This is a genomic window from Roseateles chitinivorans, from assembly GCF_050632145.1.
GTDB classification, from domain to species: Bacteria; Pseudomonadota; Gammaproteobacteria; order Burkholderiales; family Burkholderiaceae_C; genus Roseateles; species Roseateles chitinivorans_B.
The window spans coordinates 2,557,536-2,576,333 of sequence record NZ_CP192577.1 but is presented as its reverse complement, the minus strand read 5'-3'; the positions used below and the strand labels follow the sequence as shown (position 1 = coordinate 2,576,333).

General features: G+C 70.7%; 15 protein-coding genes. 7 read left to right on the top strand and 8 right to left on the bottom strand.

The window, feature by feature from the left end; translation table 11 throughout:
- Positions 1-27: 27 nt before the first annotated feature.
- A complete protein-coding gene (locus ACQ86G_RS11800; protein WP_431260728.1) occupies positions 28-1,125 on the top strand; it encodes a PepSY-associated TM helix domain-containing protein in 1,098 nt (365 codons plus the stop codon).
- A gap of 57 nt (positions 1,126-1,182) precedes the next feature.
- Here ACQ86G_RS11800 and ACQ86G_RS11795 read toward each other — a convergent pair whose 3' ends face one another.
- A complete protein-coding gene (locus ACQ86G_RS11795) occupies positions 1,183-3,867 on the bottom strand; it encodes a hypothetical protein (protein ID WP_431260727.1) in 2,685 nt (894 codons plus the stop codon).
- Between the two features lie 367 nt (positions 3,868-4,234).
- On the opposite strand from ACQ86G_RS11795, the gene ACQ86G_RS11790 reads away from it, so the two are divergent.
- Positions 4,235-5,176 (top strand): hypothetical protein, encoded by a 942-nt coding sequence (locus ACQ86G_RS11790; protein ID WP_431260726.1) that lies wholly within the window; start codon positions 4,235-4,237, stop codon positions 5,174-5,176.
- Here the strand turns inward: ACQ86G_RS11790 and ACQ86G_RS11785 are convergent.
- Positions 5,128-6,111 carry a LysR substrate-binding domain-containing protein gene (locus ACQ86G_RS11785; protein WP_431260725.1) on the bottom strand — a complete coding sequence of 328 codons (984 nt, stop codon included), beginning with the start codon at positions 6,109-6,111 and terminating at the stop codon, positions 5,128-5,130. The genes ACQ86G_RS11790 and ACQ86G_RS11785 overlap by 49 nt on opposite strands.
- 215 nt (positions 6,112-6,326) lie before the next feature.
- On the opposite strand from ACQ86G_RS11785, the gene ACQ86G_RS11780 reads away from it, so the two are divergent.
- From ACQ86G_RS11780 to ACQ86G_RS11760, 5 genes are all read left to right on the top strand, one after another.
- Positions 6,327-7,325 (top strand): tripartite tricarboxylate transporter substrate binding protein, encoded by a 999-nt coding sequence (locus tag ACQ86G_RS11780; RefSeq protein WP_431260724.1) that lies wholly within the window; start codon positions 6,327-6,329, stop codon positions 7,323-7,325.
- 62 nt (positions 7,326-7,387) lie between these two features.
- Positions 7,388-8,914, top strand: a complete 1,527-nt coding sequence (locus tag ACQ86G_RS11775) for a UxaA family hydrolase (RefSeq protein ID WP_431261386.1) — start codon at positions 7,388-7,390, stop codon at positions 8,912-8,914.
- A gap of 29 nt (positions 8,915-8,943) precedes the next feature.
- On the top strand, positions 8,944-10,395 hold the full coding sequence (locus ACQ86G_RS11770) for an NAD-dependent succinate-semialdehyde dehydrogenase (RefSeq protein ID WP_431260723.1): 1,452 nt from the start codon (positions 8,944-8,946) through the stop codon (positions 10,393-10,395).
- Between the two features lie 53 nt (positions 10,396-10,448).
- Complete coding sequence (gene hpaI, locus ACQ86G_RS11765; RefSeq protein ID WP_431261385.1) at positions 10,449-11,249, top strand: 4-hydroxy-2-oxoheptanedioate aldolase; 801 nt, start codon at positions 10,449-10,451, stop codon at positions 11,247-11,249.
- 89 nt (positions 11,250-11,338) lie between these two features.
- Positions 11,339-12,403, top strand: coding sequence for a tartrate dehydrogenase (locus tag ACQ86G_RS11760; RefSeq protein WP_431260722.1), 1,065 nt, complete (start codon positions 11,339-11,341; stop codon positions 12,401-12,403).
- Between the two features lie 57 nt (positions 12,404-12,460).
- Here ACQ86G_RS11760 and corA read toward each other — a convergent pair whose 3' ends face one another.
- The 6 genes from corA to ACQ86G_RS11730 all read right to left on the bottom strand — a co-directional run bounded on the left by corA (position 12,461) and on the right by ACQ86G_RS11730 (position 18,703).
- Complete coding sequence (gene corA, locus ACQ86G_RS11755) at positions 12,461-13,429, bottom strand: magnesium/cobalt transporter CorA (RefSeq protein ID WP_431260721.1); 969 nt, start codon at positions 13,427-13,429, stop codon at positions 12,461-12,463.
- A 110-nt stretch (positions 13,430-13,539) separates the two neighbouring features.
- Complete coding sequence (locus tag ACQ86G_RS11750; protein WP_431260720.1) at positions 13,540-13,992, bottom strand: GNAT family N-acetyltransferase; 453 nt, start codon at positions 13,990-13,992, stop codon at positions 13,540-13,542.
- Positions 13,989-15,197 (bottom strand): Fic family protein, encoded by a 1,209-nt coding sequence (locus tag ACQ86G_RS11745; RefSeq protein WP_431260719.1) that lies wholly within the window; start codon positions 15,195-15,197, stop codon positions 13,989-13,991. The genes ACQ86G_RS11750 and ACQ86G_RS11745 overlap by 4 nt, the downstream gene beginning before the upstream one ends.
- Before the next feature lie 17 nt (positions 15,198-15,214).
- Positions 15,215-15,895 (bottom strand): ABC transporter ATP-binding protein, encoded by a 681-nt coding sequence (locus ACQ86G_RS11740; RefSeq protein ID WP_431260718.1) that lies wholly within the window; start codon positions 15,893-15,895, stop codon positions 15,215-15,217.
- Positions 15,892-17,640 carry an ABC transporter permease gene (locus ACQ86G_RS11735; protein WP_431260717.1) on the bottom strand — a complete coding sequence of 583 codons (1,749 nt, stop codon included), beginning with the start codon at positions 17,638-17,640 and terminating at the stop codon, positions 15,892-15,894. Before ACQ86G_RS11735 ends, ACQ86G_RS11740 begins: the two co-directional genes overlap by 4 nt.
- Before the next feature lie 4 nt (positions 17,641-17,644).
- Positions 17,645-18,703 carry a Fe(3+) ABC transporter substrate-binding protein gene (locus tag ACQ86G_RS11730; protein WP_431260716.1) on the bottom strand — a complete coding sequence of 353 codons (1,059 nt, stop codon included), beginning with the start codon at positions 18,701-18,703 and terminating at the stop codon, positions 17,645-17,647.
- Between the last annotated feature and the right edge of the window lie 95 nt (positions 18,704-18,798).

The window sequence follows — 18,798 nt, the reverse complement described above, 5'->3', positions numbered from 1 at the left end:
ATCGCAGCACCGCGGGAGCGACGAACCATGGCTCTGATGACCGCGCGCCGCGTCTGGATGTGGCTGCACCGCTGGATGGGGTTGACGCTGGGGATGCTGCTCGCGGCGGCGGCGCTGCTCGGTTCTCTGATGACCGTGCTGCGACCGCTCGACGAGGCGATGCATCCGGAACTCTTCCGGGCGCCCGCGCACAACGCGACGCAGGCCGTCGTCGCGTCGAGCACGCCGTTCGAGACGCTGAGACGCCGCGTGACCGATGAATTCGGCCCCAAGGCGACGATGACGATCCGCCCGCCCCGCGAAGACGGCGAGTCGCTGCGCGTGGCGGTGCGATCGCCGGGCTGGGCAGGCACGGTCTACCTGGACCCGGTCAGCGTCGCCGAGCTTGGCCGGCGCGGCGAGACGGAAGGCGTCGCCAACCTCGTCTTCGAGCTGCACAGCGAGCTGCTGCTCGGCGACACCGGCAAGGCGACGCTCGCCTTCACCGCGCTGGCCTACCTCCTGCTGCTGATCACCGGCCTGATCCTGTGGTGGCCGATGAACGCGGCGCAGTGGAAACACGCCTTCAAGCTGAAGCTGGACAAGGGCACGACCCGCAGCCTGTTCGACCTGCACCGCTTCGGCGGCGCGGTGCTGGGCCTGCTGATCGCCGTGACGGTCGCCAGCGGCGCGTGGATGGCCTACCGGCCCATCGGCGGCTGGCTCAACACGCTGGTCGGCGACGTCGCGAGCAAGCCGCCCAAGATCGAGAAGACCGCGGGTGAGCGCGTGCCGCTGGACCTGGTCGTCGCCGAGGCCCGCATGCGCTGGCCGGGCGCGATGCTCGGCTTCGTCCAGCTGGGCGCCGCGGACACGCGACCGATCCGCCTGCGTTTCAAACTCGCCGGCGATCCGCATCCGAACGGGCTGTCCTCGATCTGGGCGCATCCGGTCGACGGCCGCGTGCTCGGCCAGCAGCGCTGGGACGACCTCGACCTCGCCGTGCGCTCCACCGCCTGGATCTATCCGCTGCATGCGGGCGAGCTCTTCGGGCTCCCCAATCGCGTGATCACCGGTCTGCTCGGCCTGGTGCTGTCCGGCATGGGCATCACCGGCGCTTGGCTGTGGTGGCGCCGGCGGCGCTGATTCGCTGAGGCGCTGAGGCGCTGGTCCGCTGAAGCGTTGGGCCGCAGGGTTCAGGGCTCAGGGACGGATCAATTCGTCGATGCACTTCGCGACCAGCGCGCTGTCGACATCGAAGTAGTGCGTGTGCGCGCCCGCGCCGACGCAGAGATCCTTGCGGGGTGGCACGTCGAGCATCGCCGCGCCCGCCGAGTAGAACCCGGGCTGCTGCTCGGCCGACGGCGACGCCGGCTCCCAGATCCAGCGTCCGACGTAGTCGCCGGCGGCAAAGGCGTTGGTCCACCGGTCGATCCCCAGCTCGTCCAGCGACGGCCCGGTCCGGACCCAGTGGTAGAGGTCGGGGAAGCGCGCCGCGTAGAGCTGGCGCAGCGGACTGCCGGCGGTGAACAGGTGGACCTCGATGTCCTGCAGCCACTGCCCCAACCGGCCGGCCCGGCTGGCCGGATCGCGCATCGCGCGGTAGGTCAGGTAACGCAGCAGGTCCGCGGTGATGACCGTGCCCTGGCTGTGCGACACGATCACCACGCGCGACGCGCCGTCCCGCTTCAGGTGCTCCAGCAGCGCGACGTAGCGCGCGAAGATGCGGGCGCGCGGGATCGCGTTCCGCGGGAACTCGCGCAGGTAGTTGTCGACGTCCAGCATCGCGTCCAGGGGCGCGCGCAGCCAGGGCGCATATTTGGACAGCGTTCTTCCGAACAGCGTCAACGCGCCCATCGCCGACACCGAGCCGATCACGAACGGCGCCAGCAGCGACTGGGACGCGAAGCCGGTGCCGGTGATGGCCTGCTTCAGGTCCGCTGCGGTGAACGGCGGCACCAGGCGCAGCAGGTCCAGCAGGTAGACGCCGCCGATGTAGGTCGTGGCCAGCGCACTCGCGATCGCGAGCAGCGCGATGAAATCCTCGAGCCGCTCGTAGCCGCCGGTCAGCCAGCGTCCCAGGTTGCCCGCGGTCCCCACGCCCCGCTGCAGCTCGGCCAGCACGCTGGGCAGCAGCGACACCAGCACGTAGGCCACCAGCGCCAGCAGCAGCATCGCCACCAGGAAGAAGGTCGCCGTGCTGTAGACATACCGCAGCGTCAGGAAGCTCTCCGCCGGCAGCGCGCGCACCAGGTCGGCGGCGCGGTGCTGGAAGCCCCAGGTGTCGGCGGCCACCTCGAACTGCAGGTCGAACAGCCACGGCCGGTAGCCCCACTTGCCGGCCGCGCGCTCCAGCACCTGATGTCCGGCGGCCCAGATCACCATGCCCACGGCGGTGAACGAGGTGACGGACACGAACAACCCCAGCCGCGCCGTCGCGACGCTGGCCCGGGCCGCGTCGCCGAGCCCGGCCTGCCGCACGCCGTACCAGGTCCACGGCACCAGCAACGCCGCGGCGGCGATCCACCAGACATAGGTGCCCATCAACATCAGCTCGAAGGCGCGCAGCGCCGCGGCGGTCCACCAGATCCAGAGGTCCTGCCCCGGCGGGACGCCGAGCATGGCAAGCGCGATGGTGACGAGGCTCGCCGCCAGGAAGACCCGACCGACCAGCCGCGTCGCGACGAAGCGCCGGTCCGCGAGCGTCAGGCCGGCGTCGCACAGCAGCGCGAGCGCGGCCAGCACGAGGAGGCCCAGCACCCAGGCGGCGGCCAGCAGCTTCAGCAAGAACGCCGCGCCTGCCGCCGCCAGGAGCAGCAGGCCGCGCCCGGGCATCGATCGCACATGGCGATAGATCAACCACCAGAAACCCAGGGCCGGCAGGCCCACGGCGAGCAGGGTCCGGACGCGTTCCGCCGTCTCGCCCCGCGGATCGTCGTTCAGCACCGACATCGCGACGATGAAGGTCCCCAGCAGCAGCGCCTGCAGGAACAGGTGGGACAGCAGGTGGGCGAAGGACCAGTCCAGCGCCGTCTGCAGCCAGGACAGCCGCGCCCAGCCGCGGCGGATGCCCGCGGGCGCCCCGGCCGCGTCGGCGGCATGGCGCGCCTGGTCGATCGTGTCCCGCGCCAGCTTGGACAGCCGGAACAGGATGGTGAACAGCTCGGTGAGCAGGCTCGGCAGCGCGCTCGACAGCCGCGACAGGTCGGCCCAGTACATCTCGTGCAGGTCCACCTGCTGCGTGGTCCGGGCCTGGGGATCCTCGCGGGTCATGCGGATCCGCTGGCTTTCCACGGCGTCGGTCCCGGCCCGGCCGCGCTGCGCCTTGAAGAGCAGGTAATCGGTGAAGGCGATGCCCAGGTCCGGCTCGCCCTTCAACGGGTCGCCCGGCGCCTGCGAGGTCGTGCCCTTGGCGGCATGCGCAGACCGGATCGTCGACTGGTAATGCAGGGCCTTCGCCCGGTCCTGCCCGTCTCCCTGCGCCGAGGCGTCCATCCAGCCGGTCCGCTGGAAGTCCGATCGCAGCGACTGCCGCAGCGCCGTCATCGGCGACGGCCGCTCCCCGGGATCGCAGGCGGCCGGCACGCAGCCTTCGAGGACCGGCACCTGGAGCAGCAGGCAGTCGCAGGTCCCGTCGCGGTACTGCACCTGCGCCGGTGGACGCGCGGTCAGCAGCGCCGCCAGCGCATGCACCGTGTCGCCCGGCGCCTGGTCCGCGACGCCGTGCACGGCGACGACCGCCACCGGCGGGCCGGACGCGTGGACGGCTTCCGGTCCGTCGTCCGCGCCACGCGCCCCGCGCTCCGCCGCCTTCCCTGCCGCCTTCCCTGCCGTCCTCCCTGCCGTCTTCCCCGGCACCTCCCGTGGGCCCGGCCCTGGCTCGGTCATGGCATCCCCTTTCCAGGTCCTCAGGATGGTGCGCCGCACGCGTGATGTCATCCCCCGTGGAAGGGACAGGCGCCGGCAGCTTTTTCCGATGCAGGACACCGCCGAGCAAGACCCGGCCCCGCACCCCGCGAACGGGCGTCCCCGACGACGGCGACGGACTGACCCGTCCCCGGGACTCCCATCTGCCCCGGTCGTGCGCCACCGCCTCCCTCACCCCGGTGCGCCCCAACTGATGCCGCTGTACCACCTGCCGCCTTCGCCCATCCCGCCGTCACCGGTCGGGATGCCCGCCATGCCCGCCGGACGGCCCCTGTCCGCCGACCTCCCCGACCCCGCCACATCCCCGCCGAACCCCGAAGCGACGGGCGTGCGCGCCCTTGAACGGCGCTGGGCGCGGTCGATCGCGGCGCATGCGCTGTGGTCCCGCCAGGCGCCCGTCGTGCCGCTGCTGCTGGACTGGCTGCGCGACGCCGAACCCATCGCCCGCGCGCTCGGCCCGGCGATGTGGCGGCACTTCGCACAGCATCTGTTGCAGCACGCCAGCACCCGCGACCTGCGCGCGATGGGGCTGGACGAGCGCGTCGAGTCCCGCGTGTGGAGTTCCTGGCCCGAATGGCGGACGGCGGGCTTCCGCATCGCCGACGCGCCGGGACGGCTGCACCGGGCCGTCGTCTGGTGGGAGGACGGGCGGACGCCCGAGTACCCCGACACCGACCGCGTCTTCGAGATGCCCTACGGCGCGGCGCTCTGGCTCGACGGCCGGCTGCTGCCCTATCCGCAGGAGCTGACCTTCGGCTGCTCGATCAACGGTTCGGGTGAGTGGATCGACGACCGCTACTTCGTCGTCGACGTCGACGGCCCGCCGGAGCATCCCGACTATGTCGAGGAACTCGCCAACGGCCGGGGCTCGGTGCTGAGCCTGCTGGTCGTCGACGCCCGTCGCCGCAGCTGTCATCTGCTGAATCCGCGTGCGCATGAGCCGTGGCTGCGTCCGTGCATCACCGTGCAGGACGACGGCCGCTGGCGCATCGACTCCGGCGTCGACGCCGGCGATGCCGACGCGCTGTACGACGAGGACGCGGACCGGCCCGCCGTGCCGTCACGCCTGATGCTGCCGTCGGACCTGCCGCCGCCCTCGATCGAGGGCGAGATCCCCGGCGACGAGGCCGAGCCGCGGTCGCTCGCGCCGGCCTGGCGCCATGTCGTCGACGCCTGGAACGCGGACCGCGACCGGCTGGTCGGCCTGCTCGGGGAGATGAACTACGAACTGGCCCTGGACAGCTTCCGCGACGCCGCCTTGGGCTGGTGAGCGGCGGCAACCTCGCGGCAGCAGTTCATGAACTGCGCCGCCGCCGGAGACGGCCGCCGGTTGCGCAGCGTCAGCAGGCCGACCGGCGGCAGCTCGATCGGCACGTCGATCGTCAGGGCCTTCGCCAGCCCCTCCTTCGCGAGGTAGCGCGCGACGTTGTCCGCCACGAAGGCCGCCGCGCCGCGCTGGCGCAGGAAGGTCAGCGTGACCAGGAAGGACGCGCTCTCGACGATGTCGCTCGGCGGATCCAGCTGCTGTGAATAGAACATCTGGTTCAGCTTGATCCGCGACGAGGCCCACGGCGGCGGCATCACCCATGGCATGCGCGCCAGCTCGGCCCACGGAGGCCGCTTGGCCTTGCGGGCCGTCGCCAGCGGATGGTCCGGGCGCACGACGATGCGCATCGCCTCCTCGACCAGCGGCTCGGTCGCCAGGTCCGGCGAGGCGTAACCCGGCTCCAGTCGCGCGACGATCACGTCGAGCTCGCCCACGCGCAGCCGCGGCAGCAGGCGCGTCAGGTCGCCCTCCTCGATGTGGACGGTCGTCAGCGACGAATGGCGCTTGAGCCGCTCGACCGCGCCGGCCACCAGCCCCGGCGTCGCCACCACCATCGCGCCGACGCTCACGCGTCCCGCCGCGCCGCTGGCCACGGCGTCGATCTCGTCGCGGGTGCGCGCGAAGTCCGACAGCACCGACCGCGCGAAGCGCACCACCGCCTCGCCGAAGGGCGTGGGCTCGGTGCCGCGCGTGGAGCGTGTGAACAGGTCCAGCCCGAACATGCGCTCGACCTCGGCCAGCGACTTGGACACCGCCGGCTGCGTCTGCGACAGGAACTCCGAGGCGCGGCCCAGGTGGCGGAACTGGTCGAGCGCCACCAGCATCTGCAGATGGCGCAGCTTCAGGTTGGAACGGAGGACGCGGTCGATCTGGCTCATGGGCCCATCTTAGAAGCCTGACGACCCTTCATGCCGTTCATGACATGAAGGCAGTCCAGTTCTTCAATTGAGTCGCATGGAGCGGATGCCCACAATGCATCGCACAGAGACCTCGCGGTGACGGGCCCCATTGCGCCGTCGTGCCATTGCCCAACGAGGCCCCAGCCCACGATCCCGATCGGTGCGAGCATCGATCCCGAGCCAGGAGACAAGACATGACCATCCGCATGGACCGCCGCCGCGTCCTGCTCGCCGGCGCCGCCGGCCTCGGCGCCAGCGCCCTCGCGCTGCCGCGCCTGGCGAATGCCGCCGCGTATCCCGCCGAGCGCGCCATCACCTTCATCTGCCCCTGGCCCGCCGGCGGCACCGCCGACGTGACGATGCGCTCGCTGTGCCTGGCCGCCGGCAAGGTCCTCGGCCAGACCATCATCATCGAGAACCGCGCCGGCGCCTCCGGCATGCTCGGCACCAAGGTGCTGTCGACGTCCAAGCCCGACGGCTACACGATCGGCCAGGTGCCGATCTCGGTGACGCGCTTCGCGCAGCTGCGCACCGTGCAGCTCGATCCGCTCAAGGACTTCACCTACCTCGCCCGGGTCAACGGCCAGACCTTCGGGTTGGTCGTGCGCGCGGACTCGCCGTGGAAGACGCTGGCGGAGTTCGTGGCCGCCGCGAAGGCCAAGCCCGGGATGATCAACTACGGCAGCGCCGGCATCGGCGGTGCGACGCACGTCGGCATGGAGGAGTTCAACCTGCTCGCCGGCATCCAGCTGAACCACATCCCGTACAAGGGCGGCGCCCCGGCGCTGCAGGACCTGCTCGGCGGCCAGGTGGACGCGGTGGCGGACTCGACCTCGTGGGCGCCGCACGTCAAGTCCGGCAAGCTGCGCCTGCTGGTCACCTGGGGCGCGACGCGCGCCAAGGACTTCGCCAACGTGCCCACGCTCAAGGAAGCCGGCTACGACCTGGTCGTCGACGCGCCCAACGGCATCGGCGCGCCCAAGGGCATGGACCCGGCGGTCGTCGCCAAGCTGCGCGACGCCTTCCGCAAGGCGGCCGCGGACCCCGATTTCATCGCCACCTGCGACCGCATCGACTCGCCGGTGATGTACCTCGACCAGCCCGATTACGAGAAGTACATCGCCGCCACCTACCGCAAGGACACGCAGCTGATCGAGCGCCTGAAGCTGCGCGAACTGCTGGCGAAGGGCTGAGCATGACTTCGACCTCGGCCGGCGCCACCACCTCCGACGCGGTCGCCGCCGCGTCGGCCGCGATGGCGACCTCGTCGCCGCTGCTGCGCCTGCATCGCGACGACAACGTCCTGATCGCGCGCCAGGTGCTGACGCTGGGCCAGACGCTGCCGGAATTCGGTCTGCGCCTGAAGGCGCAGGTCCCGGCCGGCCACAAGATCGCGGCGCGCCGCATCGCCGCCGGCGAGGCGATCCGCAAGTACAACGCCGTGATCGGCGTCGCCGCGCGAGACATCGAGCCCGGCGATTACGTCCACGCGCACAACATCGCGCTGGTCGAGTTCGACCGCGATCCGGCCTTCGGCGCCGACGTGAAACCGGTCGACTACCTGCCCGAGTCGGAGCGCGCCACCTTCATGGGCATCGTGCGCGCCGACGGCCGCGTGGCGACGCGCAACTTCATCGGCATCCTGGCCTCGGTGAACTGCTCGTCGACGGCGATCAACCGCATCGCCGAGCACTTCACGCCGGAGCGCCTGAAGGACTTCCCCAACGTCGACGGCGTGGTCGCCTTCGCGCAGACCACCGGCTGCGGCATGTCGTCGCCGAGCCCCCACTTCGACCTGCTGCGCCGCACGATCGCCGGGTATGCGAAGCATCCCAACCTGGGCGGCGCGTTGATCGTCGGCCTGGGCTGCGAGCGCAACCAGGTCGCCGGCCTGATGGAGTCGCAACACCTGGTCCCCGGCGAGACGCTGAAAACGCTGGTGATGCAGGACACCGGCGGCACGCGCGCCACGATCGAGGCCGGCATCCGCGCCGTCGAGGCGATGCTGCCGATCGCCAACCGCGTGACGCGGCAGCCGGTGAGCGCCTCTCACCTGAAGATCGGCCTGGAATGCGGCGGCTCGGACGGCTTCTCCGGCATCGGCGCGAATCCGGCGCTGGGCGCGGCGATGGACATCCTCGTGCGCCACGGCGGCACCGCCATCCTGTCGGAGACGCCGGAGATCCACGGCGTCGAGTACATGCTGACCCGCCGCGCGGTCACCCCCGAGGTCGGCCAGAAGCTGCTCGACCGGCTGGCCTGGTGGGAGGAGTACACCCGCGGCCAGAACGGCCAGTTCAACGGCGTCGTCGGACCCGGCAACCAGGCGGGCGGGCTGGCCAACATCTTCGAGAAGTCGCTGGGCTCCGCGATGAAGGGCGGCACCACGCCGCTGCAGGAGGTCTACGAATACGCCGAGCCCATCGAGCAGTCGGGCTTCGTGTTCATGGACTCGCCGGGCTACGACCCGGTGGCCGTCACCGGCCAGATCGCCAGCGGCGCCAACCTGATCTGCTTCACCACCGGGCGCGGCTCGATGTTCGGCTCCAAGCCGGCGCCGACGATCAAGCTGGCCAGCAACACGCCGATGTTCACGCGACTCGAAGAGGACATGGACATCAACTGCGGCCTCGTCATCGACGGCGCGCTGACCATCGAGCAGATGGGCCAGCGGATCTTCGAGCACATCCTGCGCTCGGCCTCGGGCGAGCCGACGAAGAGCGAGCTGCTCGGCCTCGGCGACCACGAGTTCGTGCCCTGGCATCTGGGCATCGTGAGCTGAGCCTTCCCCTTCCTGACCCTGAGGTCCCCATGCAGACGCAGAACCACATCGCCGGTCGCTGGTGCGACGCGGCCGCGGGCGACCGCTTCCCGGTCGTCGATCCCGCCGATGACAGCCTCATCACCGAGGTGCCCGACAGTCGCGCCGACGACGCGCTCGCCGCGGTCGACGCCGCGCACGCCGCCTTCGCCGGCTGGCGCACGGTGCCGGCCAAGCAGCGCGCGGTCATCCTCAAGCGCTGGAACGACCTGATCCTGCGCGACCAGGATCGCCTCGGCGCGCTGATCTCGCAGGAGCAGGGCAAGCCGCTGGCGGAGGGCCGCGCTGAAGTCGCCTATGCCGCGAGCTACGTCGAATGGTTCGCCGAGGAGGCAACGCGTGCCAACGGCGAAATCATTCCCGCGCCGGTGCACGGCCGTCGCATGCTCGCGCTGCGCGAGCCGGTCGGCGTCGTCGCCGCGATCACGCCGTGGAACTTCCCCGCCGCGATGATCGCCCGCAAGATCGCGCCGGCGCTGGCTGCCGGCTGCACCGTCGTCGCCAAGCCGGCCGAGGACACGCCGCTGACCTCGCTCGCGCTGGTGGCACTGGCGGTCGAAGCCGGCCTGCCGCCCGGGGTGCTGAACCTCGTGTGCGCGTCGCGCGAGCGCACGCCGGAGGTCGTCGACGTCTGGCTGGCCGACGCGCGGGTGCGCAAGATCACGTTCACCGGCTCGACGCCGGTCGGCAAGCACCTGGCGCGCGAGTCGGCCTCGACACTGAAGAAGCTGTCGCTGGAGCTCGGCGGCAACGCGCCCTTCATCGTCTTCGACGACGCCGACGTCGATGCGGCCGTCGAGGGCCTGATGGCCGCCAAGTTCCGCAACGGCGGCCAGACCTGCGTGTGCCCGAACCGCGTGTTCGCACAGGCCGGCATCCACGACCTGTTCGTCGAGAAGCTCGCGGCGCGCGTGCGGGCGCTCAAGGTCGGACCGGCCAGCCGCCCCGACTCGCAGATCGGTCCGATGATCAACGCCCGCGCGCTGTACAAGATCGAGCGCCACGTCGACGACGCCGTCGAGCACGGCGCGCTGGTCATCACCGGCGGCGAGCGCGTGCGCAACGACATCGCGACCGGTCCCAACTACTTCGCCCCGACCGTGCTGACCGGCGCGACGACGGCGATGCTGCTCTGGCACGAGGAGACCTTCGGCCCCGTCGTGCCGGTGTTCCGCTTCGAGCGCGAGGACGAGGTCGTCGCCGCGGCGAACGACACGCCGTTCGGCCTGGCGGCCTACTTCTACACCCGCGACATCGCGCGCGCCTGGCGCGTCGCCGACGCGCTGGAGAGCGGCATCGTCGGCCTCAACGAGGGCGCGATCGCGGCCGAGTCCGCGCCCTTCGGCGGCGTCAAGGAATCCGGCTACGGCCGCGAGGGTTCCACGCACGGGCTCGACGACTACCTCCACATCAAGTACGTTTGCCAAGGCGGCTTGTCGTGAGCGCATCGAGCCCCTCGACGAGCGATTCGACGACTGCTTCCATGAGCGCCTCCATGAACTTCTCCAACACCTTCAAGCAGGGCCTCGCGGCGCGCCAACCGCAGGTCGGCCTGTGGCTGTCGATGGCGCAGGCCTACAGCGCCGAAGTCTGCGCGACCGCCGGCTTCCAGTGGCTGCTGATCGACGGCGAGCACGCGCCCAACGAGCTGACCAGCACGCTGCAGCAGCTGCAGGCGGTGGCGCCCTACCCGGCGCACCCGGTGGTGCGCGCGGTCAACGCGGACAAGGACGGCATCAAGAAGCTGCTCGACATCGGCGTGCAGACGCTGCTGGTGCCGATGATCGACACCGCAGAGCAGGCGGCGGCGGTGGTCGCCGCGACGCGTTATCCGCCGCTGGGCGTGCGCGGCGTCGGCGCCGCGGTCGCCCGTGCGTCGCGCTGGGGCCTGCGTCGCCAGTACCTCGACGAGGCCGACGATGAAGCCTGCGTGCTCGTTCAGGCCGAGACCGCGACGGCGCTGAAGAACCTCGCGGCGATCTGCGCCGTGGACGGCGTCGACGGCGTGTTCATCGGGCCGGCGGACCTCGCGGCCTCGATGGGTCATCGCGGCCACCCGACGCATCCGGAAGTACAAGCGGCCATCGACGACGCGATCCGCACCATCGTCGCCAGCGGCAAGGCGGCCGGCACGCTCACCGGCGACGCCAAGCTGGCCCGTCATTACCTGTCGCTGGGCGCGACCTTCGTCGCCGTCGGCATCGACGTCACGCTGCTCGCACAGGCCACGCGGCGCCTTGCGGCAGACTTCGACCTGGCCCCGCCGCTGCCGGCCCCGACCGGCTCGCCTTACTGAACGCATTGAACGCACCGTCGCGCGCGGACCGCTGAACGTCCCGGACGGCAGTCGCCGCGCGCCTTCTGATCTCCGTTGAAAGCACGACCATGAGCAAGACGTACAAGATCGCCGTCATCCCCGGCGACGGCATCGGCAAGGAAGTGATGCCCGAGGGCCTGCGCGTGCTGGACGCCGCCGCGAAGCGCTTCGGCATCCAGTTCGAGTTCACCCACATCGAGTGGGCCAACTGCGACTACTACGCCGAGACCGGCCAGATGATGCCGGACGACTGGAAGGCCCAGCTGGAAGGCCAGGACGCGATCTTCTTCGGCGCGGTGGGCTGGCCGGCGACTGTGCCGGACCACGTCTCGCTGTGGGGCTCGCTGCTGAAGTTCCGCCGCGAATTCGACCAGTACATCAACCTGCGTCCGGTGCGCCTGTTCGAAGGCGTGCCCTGCCCGCTGGCCAACCGCAAGCCGGGCGAGATCGACTACTTCGTCGTGCGCGAGAACACCGAGGGCGAATACACCAACCTCGGCGGCGTGATGTACGCGGGCACGGATCGAGAGATCGTGATCCAGGAATCGGTCTACTCGCGCTTCGGCGCGGACCGGGTGCTGAAGTACGCGTTCGACCTGGCGCAGAGCCGCGATCGCAAGCACCTGACGGTGGCGACCAAGAGCAACGGCATCGCGATCTCGATGCCGTGGTGGGACGGCCGCGCGGACGCGGTCGGCGCCGGCTATCCGTCGGTCACCGTGGACAAGCAGCACATCGACATCCTGAGCGCGCGCTTCGTGCTGCAGCCGGGGCGCTTCGACGTGGTGGTCGCGTCCAACCTGTTCGGCGACATCCTGTCGGACCTGGGCCCGGCGACGACCGGCACGATCGGCCTGGCGCCGTCGGCCAACCTGAATCCGGAGCGCAACTTCCCGTCGCTGTTCGAGCCGGTGCACGGCTCGGCGCCGGACATCTACGGCAAGAACATCGCCAACCCGGTCGCGATGATCTGGTCGGGCGCGCTGATGCTGCAGTTCCTCGGCGAGCAGGACGCGCATGACGCGATCCTGAAGGCGATCGAGCAGACGCTGGCGTCGGGTCCGCGCACGGGCGACCTGGGTGGCACGGCCAACACGACGGAAATGGGCCAGGCGATCGCCGAGTTGATCTGAGCGTTCAACCTCACCAACGCCTCGCACCCGGCAGACTGCCGGTGCGAGGCGTTTGTCCTAGAGCCACCCTGCTTTCCGGAATCTCCAGAACAGGACGCCGCAGGTCGCCGCGATCACACCGAGCGCCACCGGATATCCGAAGCGCCACTTCAGCTCCGGCATGACCTCGAAGTTCATGCCCCAGATGCCCGCGAACGCTGTCGCCGCCGCGAAGATGCCGGCCCAGGCCGCGAGGCGCTTGGTGGTCTCAGAATCCTCGATGGCCGCCATCGACAGGTGGACCTGGATGACGGTGGTCGCGGTATCGCGCAGCGAGTCCAGCGCCGACTGCATGCGCTCCAGGTGGTCGTAGACATCGCGGAAGTACTCGCGGGTGTCTTCGCACACCGGCGGCACGCGGCCTCGCACCAGCTTGCCCACGGCGTCGAGCAGCGGCGAGACGGCGTGCTTGACCACGGTCACGCGCTGCTTGAGCTCGTACACGCGGCGGATGTTCTCGCGCGTGACGCCCGGCTCGAAGATGTGCGACTCGATGGCCTCGAGTTCGGTCTCCAGCGCCTCGATCACCGGGAAGTAGCGATCCACGATCGCGTCCATGATCGCGTACATCACGAAGCCGGGGCCGCGCTTGAGCATGTGCGGCTCCTTCTCGGCGCGGGCGCGCACGCCCAGCAGGCTCTGCGCCACGCGGTTGCGGATCGACAGCACGAAGTTGTTGCCGACGAAGATCGACACCTCGCCGGTGCAGAGCTCATCGGTCGGCGTGAACTGCACGGTCTGCATCACGGCGAACAGCGTGTCGCCGTACTCCTCGACCTTGGGCCGCTGCTGGCCGTGCAACGCGTCCTCGACGGCGAGTTCGTGCAGGTCGAATTCCTCCTTCATCGCGAGGACCTCGTCGGTCGACGCGTCGCGCAGGGCGACCCAGACGAAGCAGTCGGGCAGCTTGATGTACTCGCTGATCTCTTCCGGCTGGATATCGGCCAGCCGGCGGCCGTCGCGGTAGGCGACACAGTTGATGAGCATGGCTTGTCTCGCTTGTTCTTGAATGCAGGAACGCTCAGGGCGAGCGTAGCCCGTCCGGCATCAAGGTCGCATCAAGAGAAACCGAGGGGAAGCCGCCCAGTTCGGGGGGCTCAGTCCGGCAGCAGTTCCAGCACCTCGTCGCCGAGGCCGTCGCGCTCGCCGGTCGGCTGCCAGCCGAGCCGCCGGTAGAAGCCGTGCGAGCGATGCGCCGGGTTGTCCGAACAGCCGAGGAAGAGGCGCTGATGGCCCAGCCCGCGCAGATGCGCGACGGTGCGCTCCAGCAGCGCGCGGCCGAGGCCGTGGCCCTCGTGCTCGGGCAGCAGCGCGAGCACGACGATCTCGCCGCTGCCGGCGTCCCCGAAGCAGTAGCCGGCCAGCATGCCGCCGGACTCGGCGACGAAGCCCGGCAGTTCGCCGTCGCGGACCTGGCCGGACCAGGACGCCTCGGTGATGCCGAGTTCGGCCAGACGGGCGGCGGACACCGCGTTTTCACGCGTTCGGCCGCGCAGGGCGATGCAGGCGGCGATGTCGGCCGGAACGGCGGGGCGGATGAAGAAGCTCATGTCTCTTCGTGATTCAGCAGGTCGAGATAGGCGGTGTACACGAAGATCGGCTCGCCGGCCGTTCCGCATAGCCGGCGGACCAATCCGAGATCCATCAGCGCCGACACGCCGCGGTCGATCGATGCCGCGTCCTGCTCGCTGAGGGCGGTGATGTCTGCGCGCCGCGCGACCGGGCGCCTGCACAGCGCGTGGTGAACGCGCAGGGCGTCCTCGTTGCGCCGGGCCTCCCGCCGGATGCGCGCACGGTCCACCGTGTAGCGCTGCGTGATCGACACCGCCAGATTGACCGCTTGTGTCGCAGCCACCTGCACGCCGCTGGCGAAGAACCACAACCACTCTTCCCAGTCGCCATGCTCGCGCACCCGCTGGAGCAGTTCGTAGTAGTCGCGCCGGTTCGCCTTGAAGTAGAGCGACAGGAACAGCAAGGGCTCGCGCAGGACGCCATCGGCGACGAACATCAGCGGAATGAGCAGTCGGCCCAGCCGTCCGTTGCCGTCCCGATAGGGATGGATGGTCTCGAACTGCAGATGGGTCAGCGCCACCTTCCGGAGTGCCGGATAGCGCTCCGGCTGGTCATTGATGAAGCGCTCCAGATCGGACAGGCACTGGGCGACCCGGTGAGCGGGCGGTGGCACAAAGGTGGCGTCCCGCGCCGATCGGGCGCCGATCCAGTTCTGTGTGCGACGGATCTCGCCCGGCGCCTTGCCCAGGCCTCGGCCGTGCGTCATCAGGCGCGCGTGCATCTCGTTCATCAGTCGCGTGCAGATCGGCATCCCGCGGCGCACCCGGCCGATCCCATGCTCCAGGGCGGACACGTAGCAGGACACCTCCCGCGCATCGTCCAAGGGCAGACCGGGCGCGCCTTCCGCCTCGTACAGCATCAGGTCCGCCAGCGAGGACTGGGTGCCCTCGATCCGCGACGACAGCACCGCTTCCTTGCGGATGTAGCTGTACAGCAGGACGGAGGGGTCCGGCATCAGCGCCGACATCCCATCCAGCCGGCCCAATGCGAGGTTCGCGAGGTCCAGGCAGTGCTCGAGGTCGATGTCGAGGATCAGGGAAGGTCGCGGCGGCAGCGGCGTGGGCACAAAGGCCTGGCACACCTCGCCACCGGCAACCGAATATTCATGGCACCCAGCAATTCCGCGTCGCATACAGACTCCGTCGTGAAGAAGCCCGCGATGCTCCGCTTCCCAGCGGAACATTCAATGACCGCGATGCGCTACGCCGCTACCCGAGTCGGTCGCCATGCCACGAGTCGTCCGCCCGCCATCACGCCGATCCAGTCGCCCATCGCCTCGGCTTCCTCGGGATCGTGCGTGACCATCAGCGCGGTCTGGCCGGCGGCGCGCAGGATGTCGCGCACTTCGACGACGAGCCGGTCGCGCGTCGCGCTGTCGAGGTTGGAGAACGGCTCGTCGAGCAGCAGCAGGCGCGGTGACGGGGCGAGCGCCCGCGCGAGTGCCACCCGCTGCTGCTGGCCGCCCGACAGCTCATGCGGCATGCGCGAGCCCAGTTCCTCGAGCCCGACGAGCGCCAGCAACTCCCGCACCCGCTGGTCGCGCTCGGCACCCGGCCGGCGGCGCTGGCCGAAACCGACATTCGCCGCCGCAGTCAGGTGCGGGAACAGGGCGATCTCCTGGAACAGCAGCCCGACGCCGCGCTGCTCGGGCGGGAGGTGGACGCCGGGACCGGACAGCACGCGGTCGCCCAGCAAGACCCGACCCTCGCTCAGCGGCTCGAAGCCGGCGATCGCGCGCAATGCCGTGCTCTTGCCGCAACCCGACGGGCCGAGCAGGCAGGCGATGCTGCCCAGCGGCAGCGTCAGCGACAGGCCGTTCAGGACGAAGGCATCGGCGCCCGGATAACGGACCTGGAGGTCCTCGAGGGCGAGCGTGCTCATGGGGCTTCTTTCATGGCGGCGACGGGGACGGGGGTCTCCGCCTCGGATCTGGTTAGCGGCACGGACGGCACGGACGGCGCTGCGGGCTCGGGCGGCGTGGACGAGGCCGGCGCCGCGGGCTCGCGGCTCAGCAGCAGCACCGCCGGCAGGCCGACCGCCACGATCAGCAGCGCCGCAAGCGCGCCGTGCTCGTAGCTGCCGCGCGCGGCCTCGGCGTAGAGCAGCGTCGGCAGCGTCTCCACGTTGGCGGGTCGCAGCAGCAGCGATGCGGGGAGCTCCTTCATCACGTCGATGAAGACCAGCAGCGCGCCCGTCGTGAGCGCCGGCCGCAGCAACGGCAGATGCACGCGCCGCAGCGTGCCGAGCGGCGTCTCGCCGAGGCTGCGCGCGACCTGCTCCAGCGACGGCGGCAGACGCGCCAGACCCGCCTCGACGCCGCCGATCGGCAAGGCGAGGAACCGCATCACGCAGGCCGCCGCGAGCACGGCGCCGAGGCTCATCAGCGGCAGGCCCGGCAGGCCCAGCCGCTCCGCGACCCAGCTGTCGACGGCCAAGGCCGGCGGCAGCAGACCGATCGCCAGGACCGTGCCGGGGATCGCGTATCCCAAGGCCGCGCTGCCCAGCCACCACGCGCGCGGACGTCCCGCGCCGCCCGCCGGTCGGGCGGCCCACGCGACCACCAGTCCCACCACGACGGCGATCGCCGTCACGCTCGATGCGAGCGCCGCCGAATGCATCGCACCGGACAGGACTTCCGCCGACAGCCCGTGGCCTTCCGCCGCGCGCTTCCAGGCCAGCACCACGAGGTGCCCGGCCGGCAGCACGAAGCCGATCAGCACCGGCAACGACGCCGCCACCGTCGCGAGCCATGCCCGTGTGCCGCGCAGCCGCGGGCGTGGCGCGGCGCGCATCGCGCGCACGCTGTCCGCGCGCAGTCGACGACGGCCCTGCCGTTCCAGCCAGACCAGCAGCGCCACCATGGCCAGCATCGCGCAGGCGATCTGCGCCGCGGCGCCGAGGTCGGAGCGGGTCACCCAGGTCGTGTAGATCGTCGTGGTCAAGGTGCTCACGCCGAGGAACTCGGACGCGCCGACGTCGTTCAGCACCTCCAGCAGCACCAGCCCCACGCCGACCGCGAGCGCCGGCCGCGCCATCGGCAGCGCGACGCGCCGGAACGCGCCCCACGGCCCTTCCCCGAGCAGCCGCGCCGCTTCCATCAGACGCGCCGGCTGCGTCGAGAACATCGCGCGCATGCTCAGGTAGACGTAGGGATAGAGGACCGCCGACAGCACCAGCACCGCGCCGCCCATCGAGCGGGCGTCGGGCAGCCGGAACTGCCGCGGCGAATCGAATCCCAGCAGCGCGCGCGCGGCGCCCTGGAACGGTCCGATCGGATGCAGCAGGTCGACGTAGCTGTAGGCCGCGATGTAGGTCGGCACCGTCAACGGCAGCAGCAAGGCCCAGCCCAGCACGGCGCGGCCCGGGAAGTCGACGCGCGTCACGAGCCACGCGCATCCGGTGCCGACGATCGCCGTCAGCACGCCGACGCCAGCCAGCAGCGTCACCGTCTGAGCGGCCGCGCGCGGCAGCACGTGCTCGAACAGATGGGACCAGTGCGCGGCCCCCGCGCCCAGCGCCGTCCAGGCCAGCGCGCCCAGCGGTGCCAGCACGACGAGCGCGATGGCCACGGCCGTCGCGCGCCACAGCGGACCGACCGCGCGCGGCCGGCCGAGGACGCTCCTCACGCGATCACTGGTCGAAGGCGACCTTGTCGATCAGCAGGCTGGCCTGCTTGCGATGGCGCGCGATCTCCGTCAGCGGCAGCGCATCGGCCTTCACCGGACCGATCGCCGACTGGATCAGCGGATCCAGCGTGACGCCGGCCCGCACCGGGTACTCGTAGTTGGTCTGCGCGTAGAGCTGCTGCGCCGGCTCGGACACGAGGAACTCCATCAGCGCCTGCGCGGCGGCCTTGTTCGGCGCATGCTTCGCCACTGCGGCGCCGCTGATGTTGACGTGCGTGCCCGATCCCTTCGCGAAGGTCGGCTTCAGCACCTGGATGCCGTCGCCCCACTTGCGCGCATCGCTGCCCGGCTTGGACGACTTCATCTGGCCGACGTAGTAGGAGTTGGCCAGACCGACGTCGCAGATGCCGCCGAGGATGTCCCGCGCGACATCACGGTCGCCGCCGGTGGGCTTGCGGCCGAGGTTGGCCTTCAGGCCGCGCAGCCACTGCTCGGTCTTCGCCTCGCCGTCGTGCGCGATCATCGCGGCCACCAGCGCCGTGTTGTACGGATGCTGGCCCGAGCGCGTGCAGACCTTGCCCTTCCACTTCGGATCGGCCAGGTCTTCGTAGCGGATCGCGGCGGCCTTCAAGGACGGATCAGCGTAGAGCACACGGGCGCGCAGCGACAGCGCGGTCCATTGACCGTCCGCGGCACGGAGGTTCGCGGGCACGGCCGAGTCGATCTCGGCCGACTTCAGCGGCTGTGTCACGCCGCCCTCGACGAGGTCCACCAGGTTGCCGACGTCCACCGTCATCAGCAGGTCCGCCGGCGAGCGCGCGCCTTCCGCCTTCACCCGCTCCAGCAGCCCGTCCTTGACGAACACCGTGTTGACCTTGGTCCCCGTCTTCGCGGTGAACGCCGACAGCAGGGGCTGCACGAGCGCGACCTCGCGCGTCGTGTAGAGCGTCAGTTCACCACCGGCGGGCACGTTGGCCTGGGCGGCGACCGGCATCAGCACGGCGGCGGCCACGGCCAGCGCGGCGGCGTGGGCCGGACGGAGGGACAGGTCGGGGCGGCGCATCGTCGGGTCTCTTTCTCTGGCGTCCGGGTGGACGGGGTGGGCCGGGAACATCAGGCTCCGTCGATGAGAACGACTCTCATCTGGAAGACGCGCAA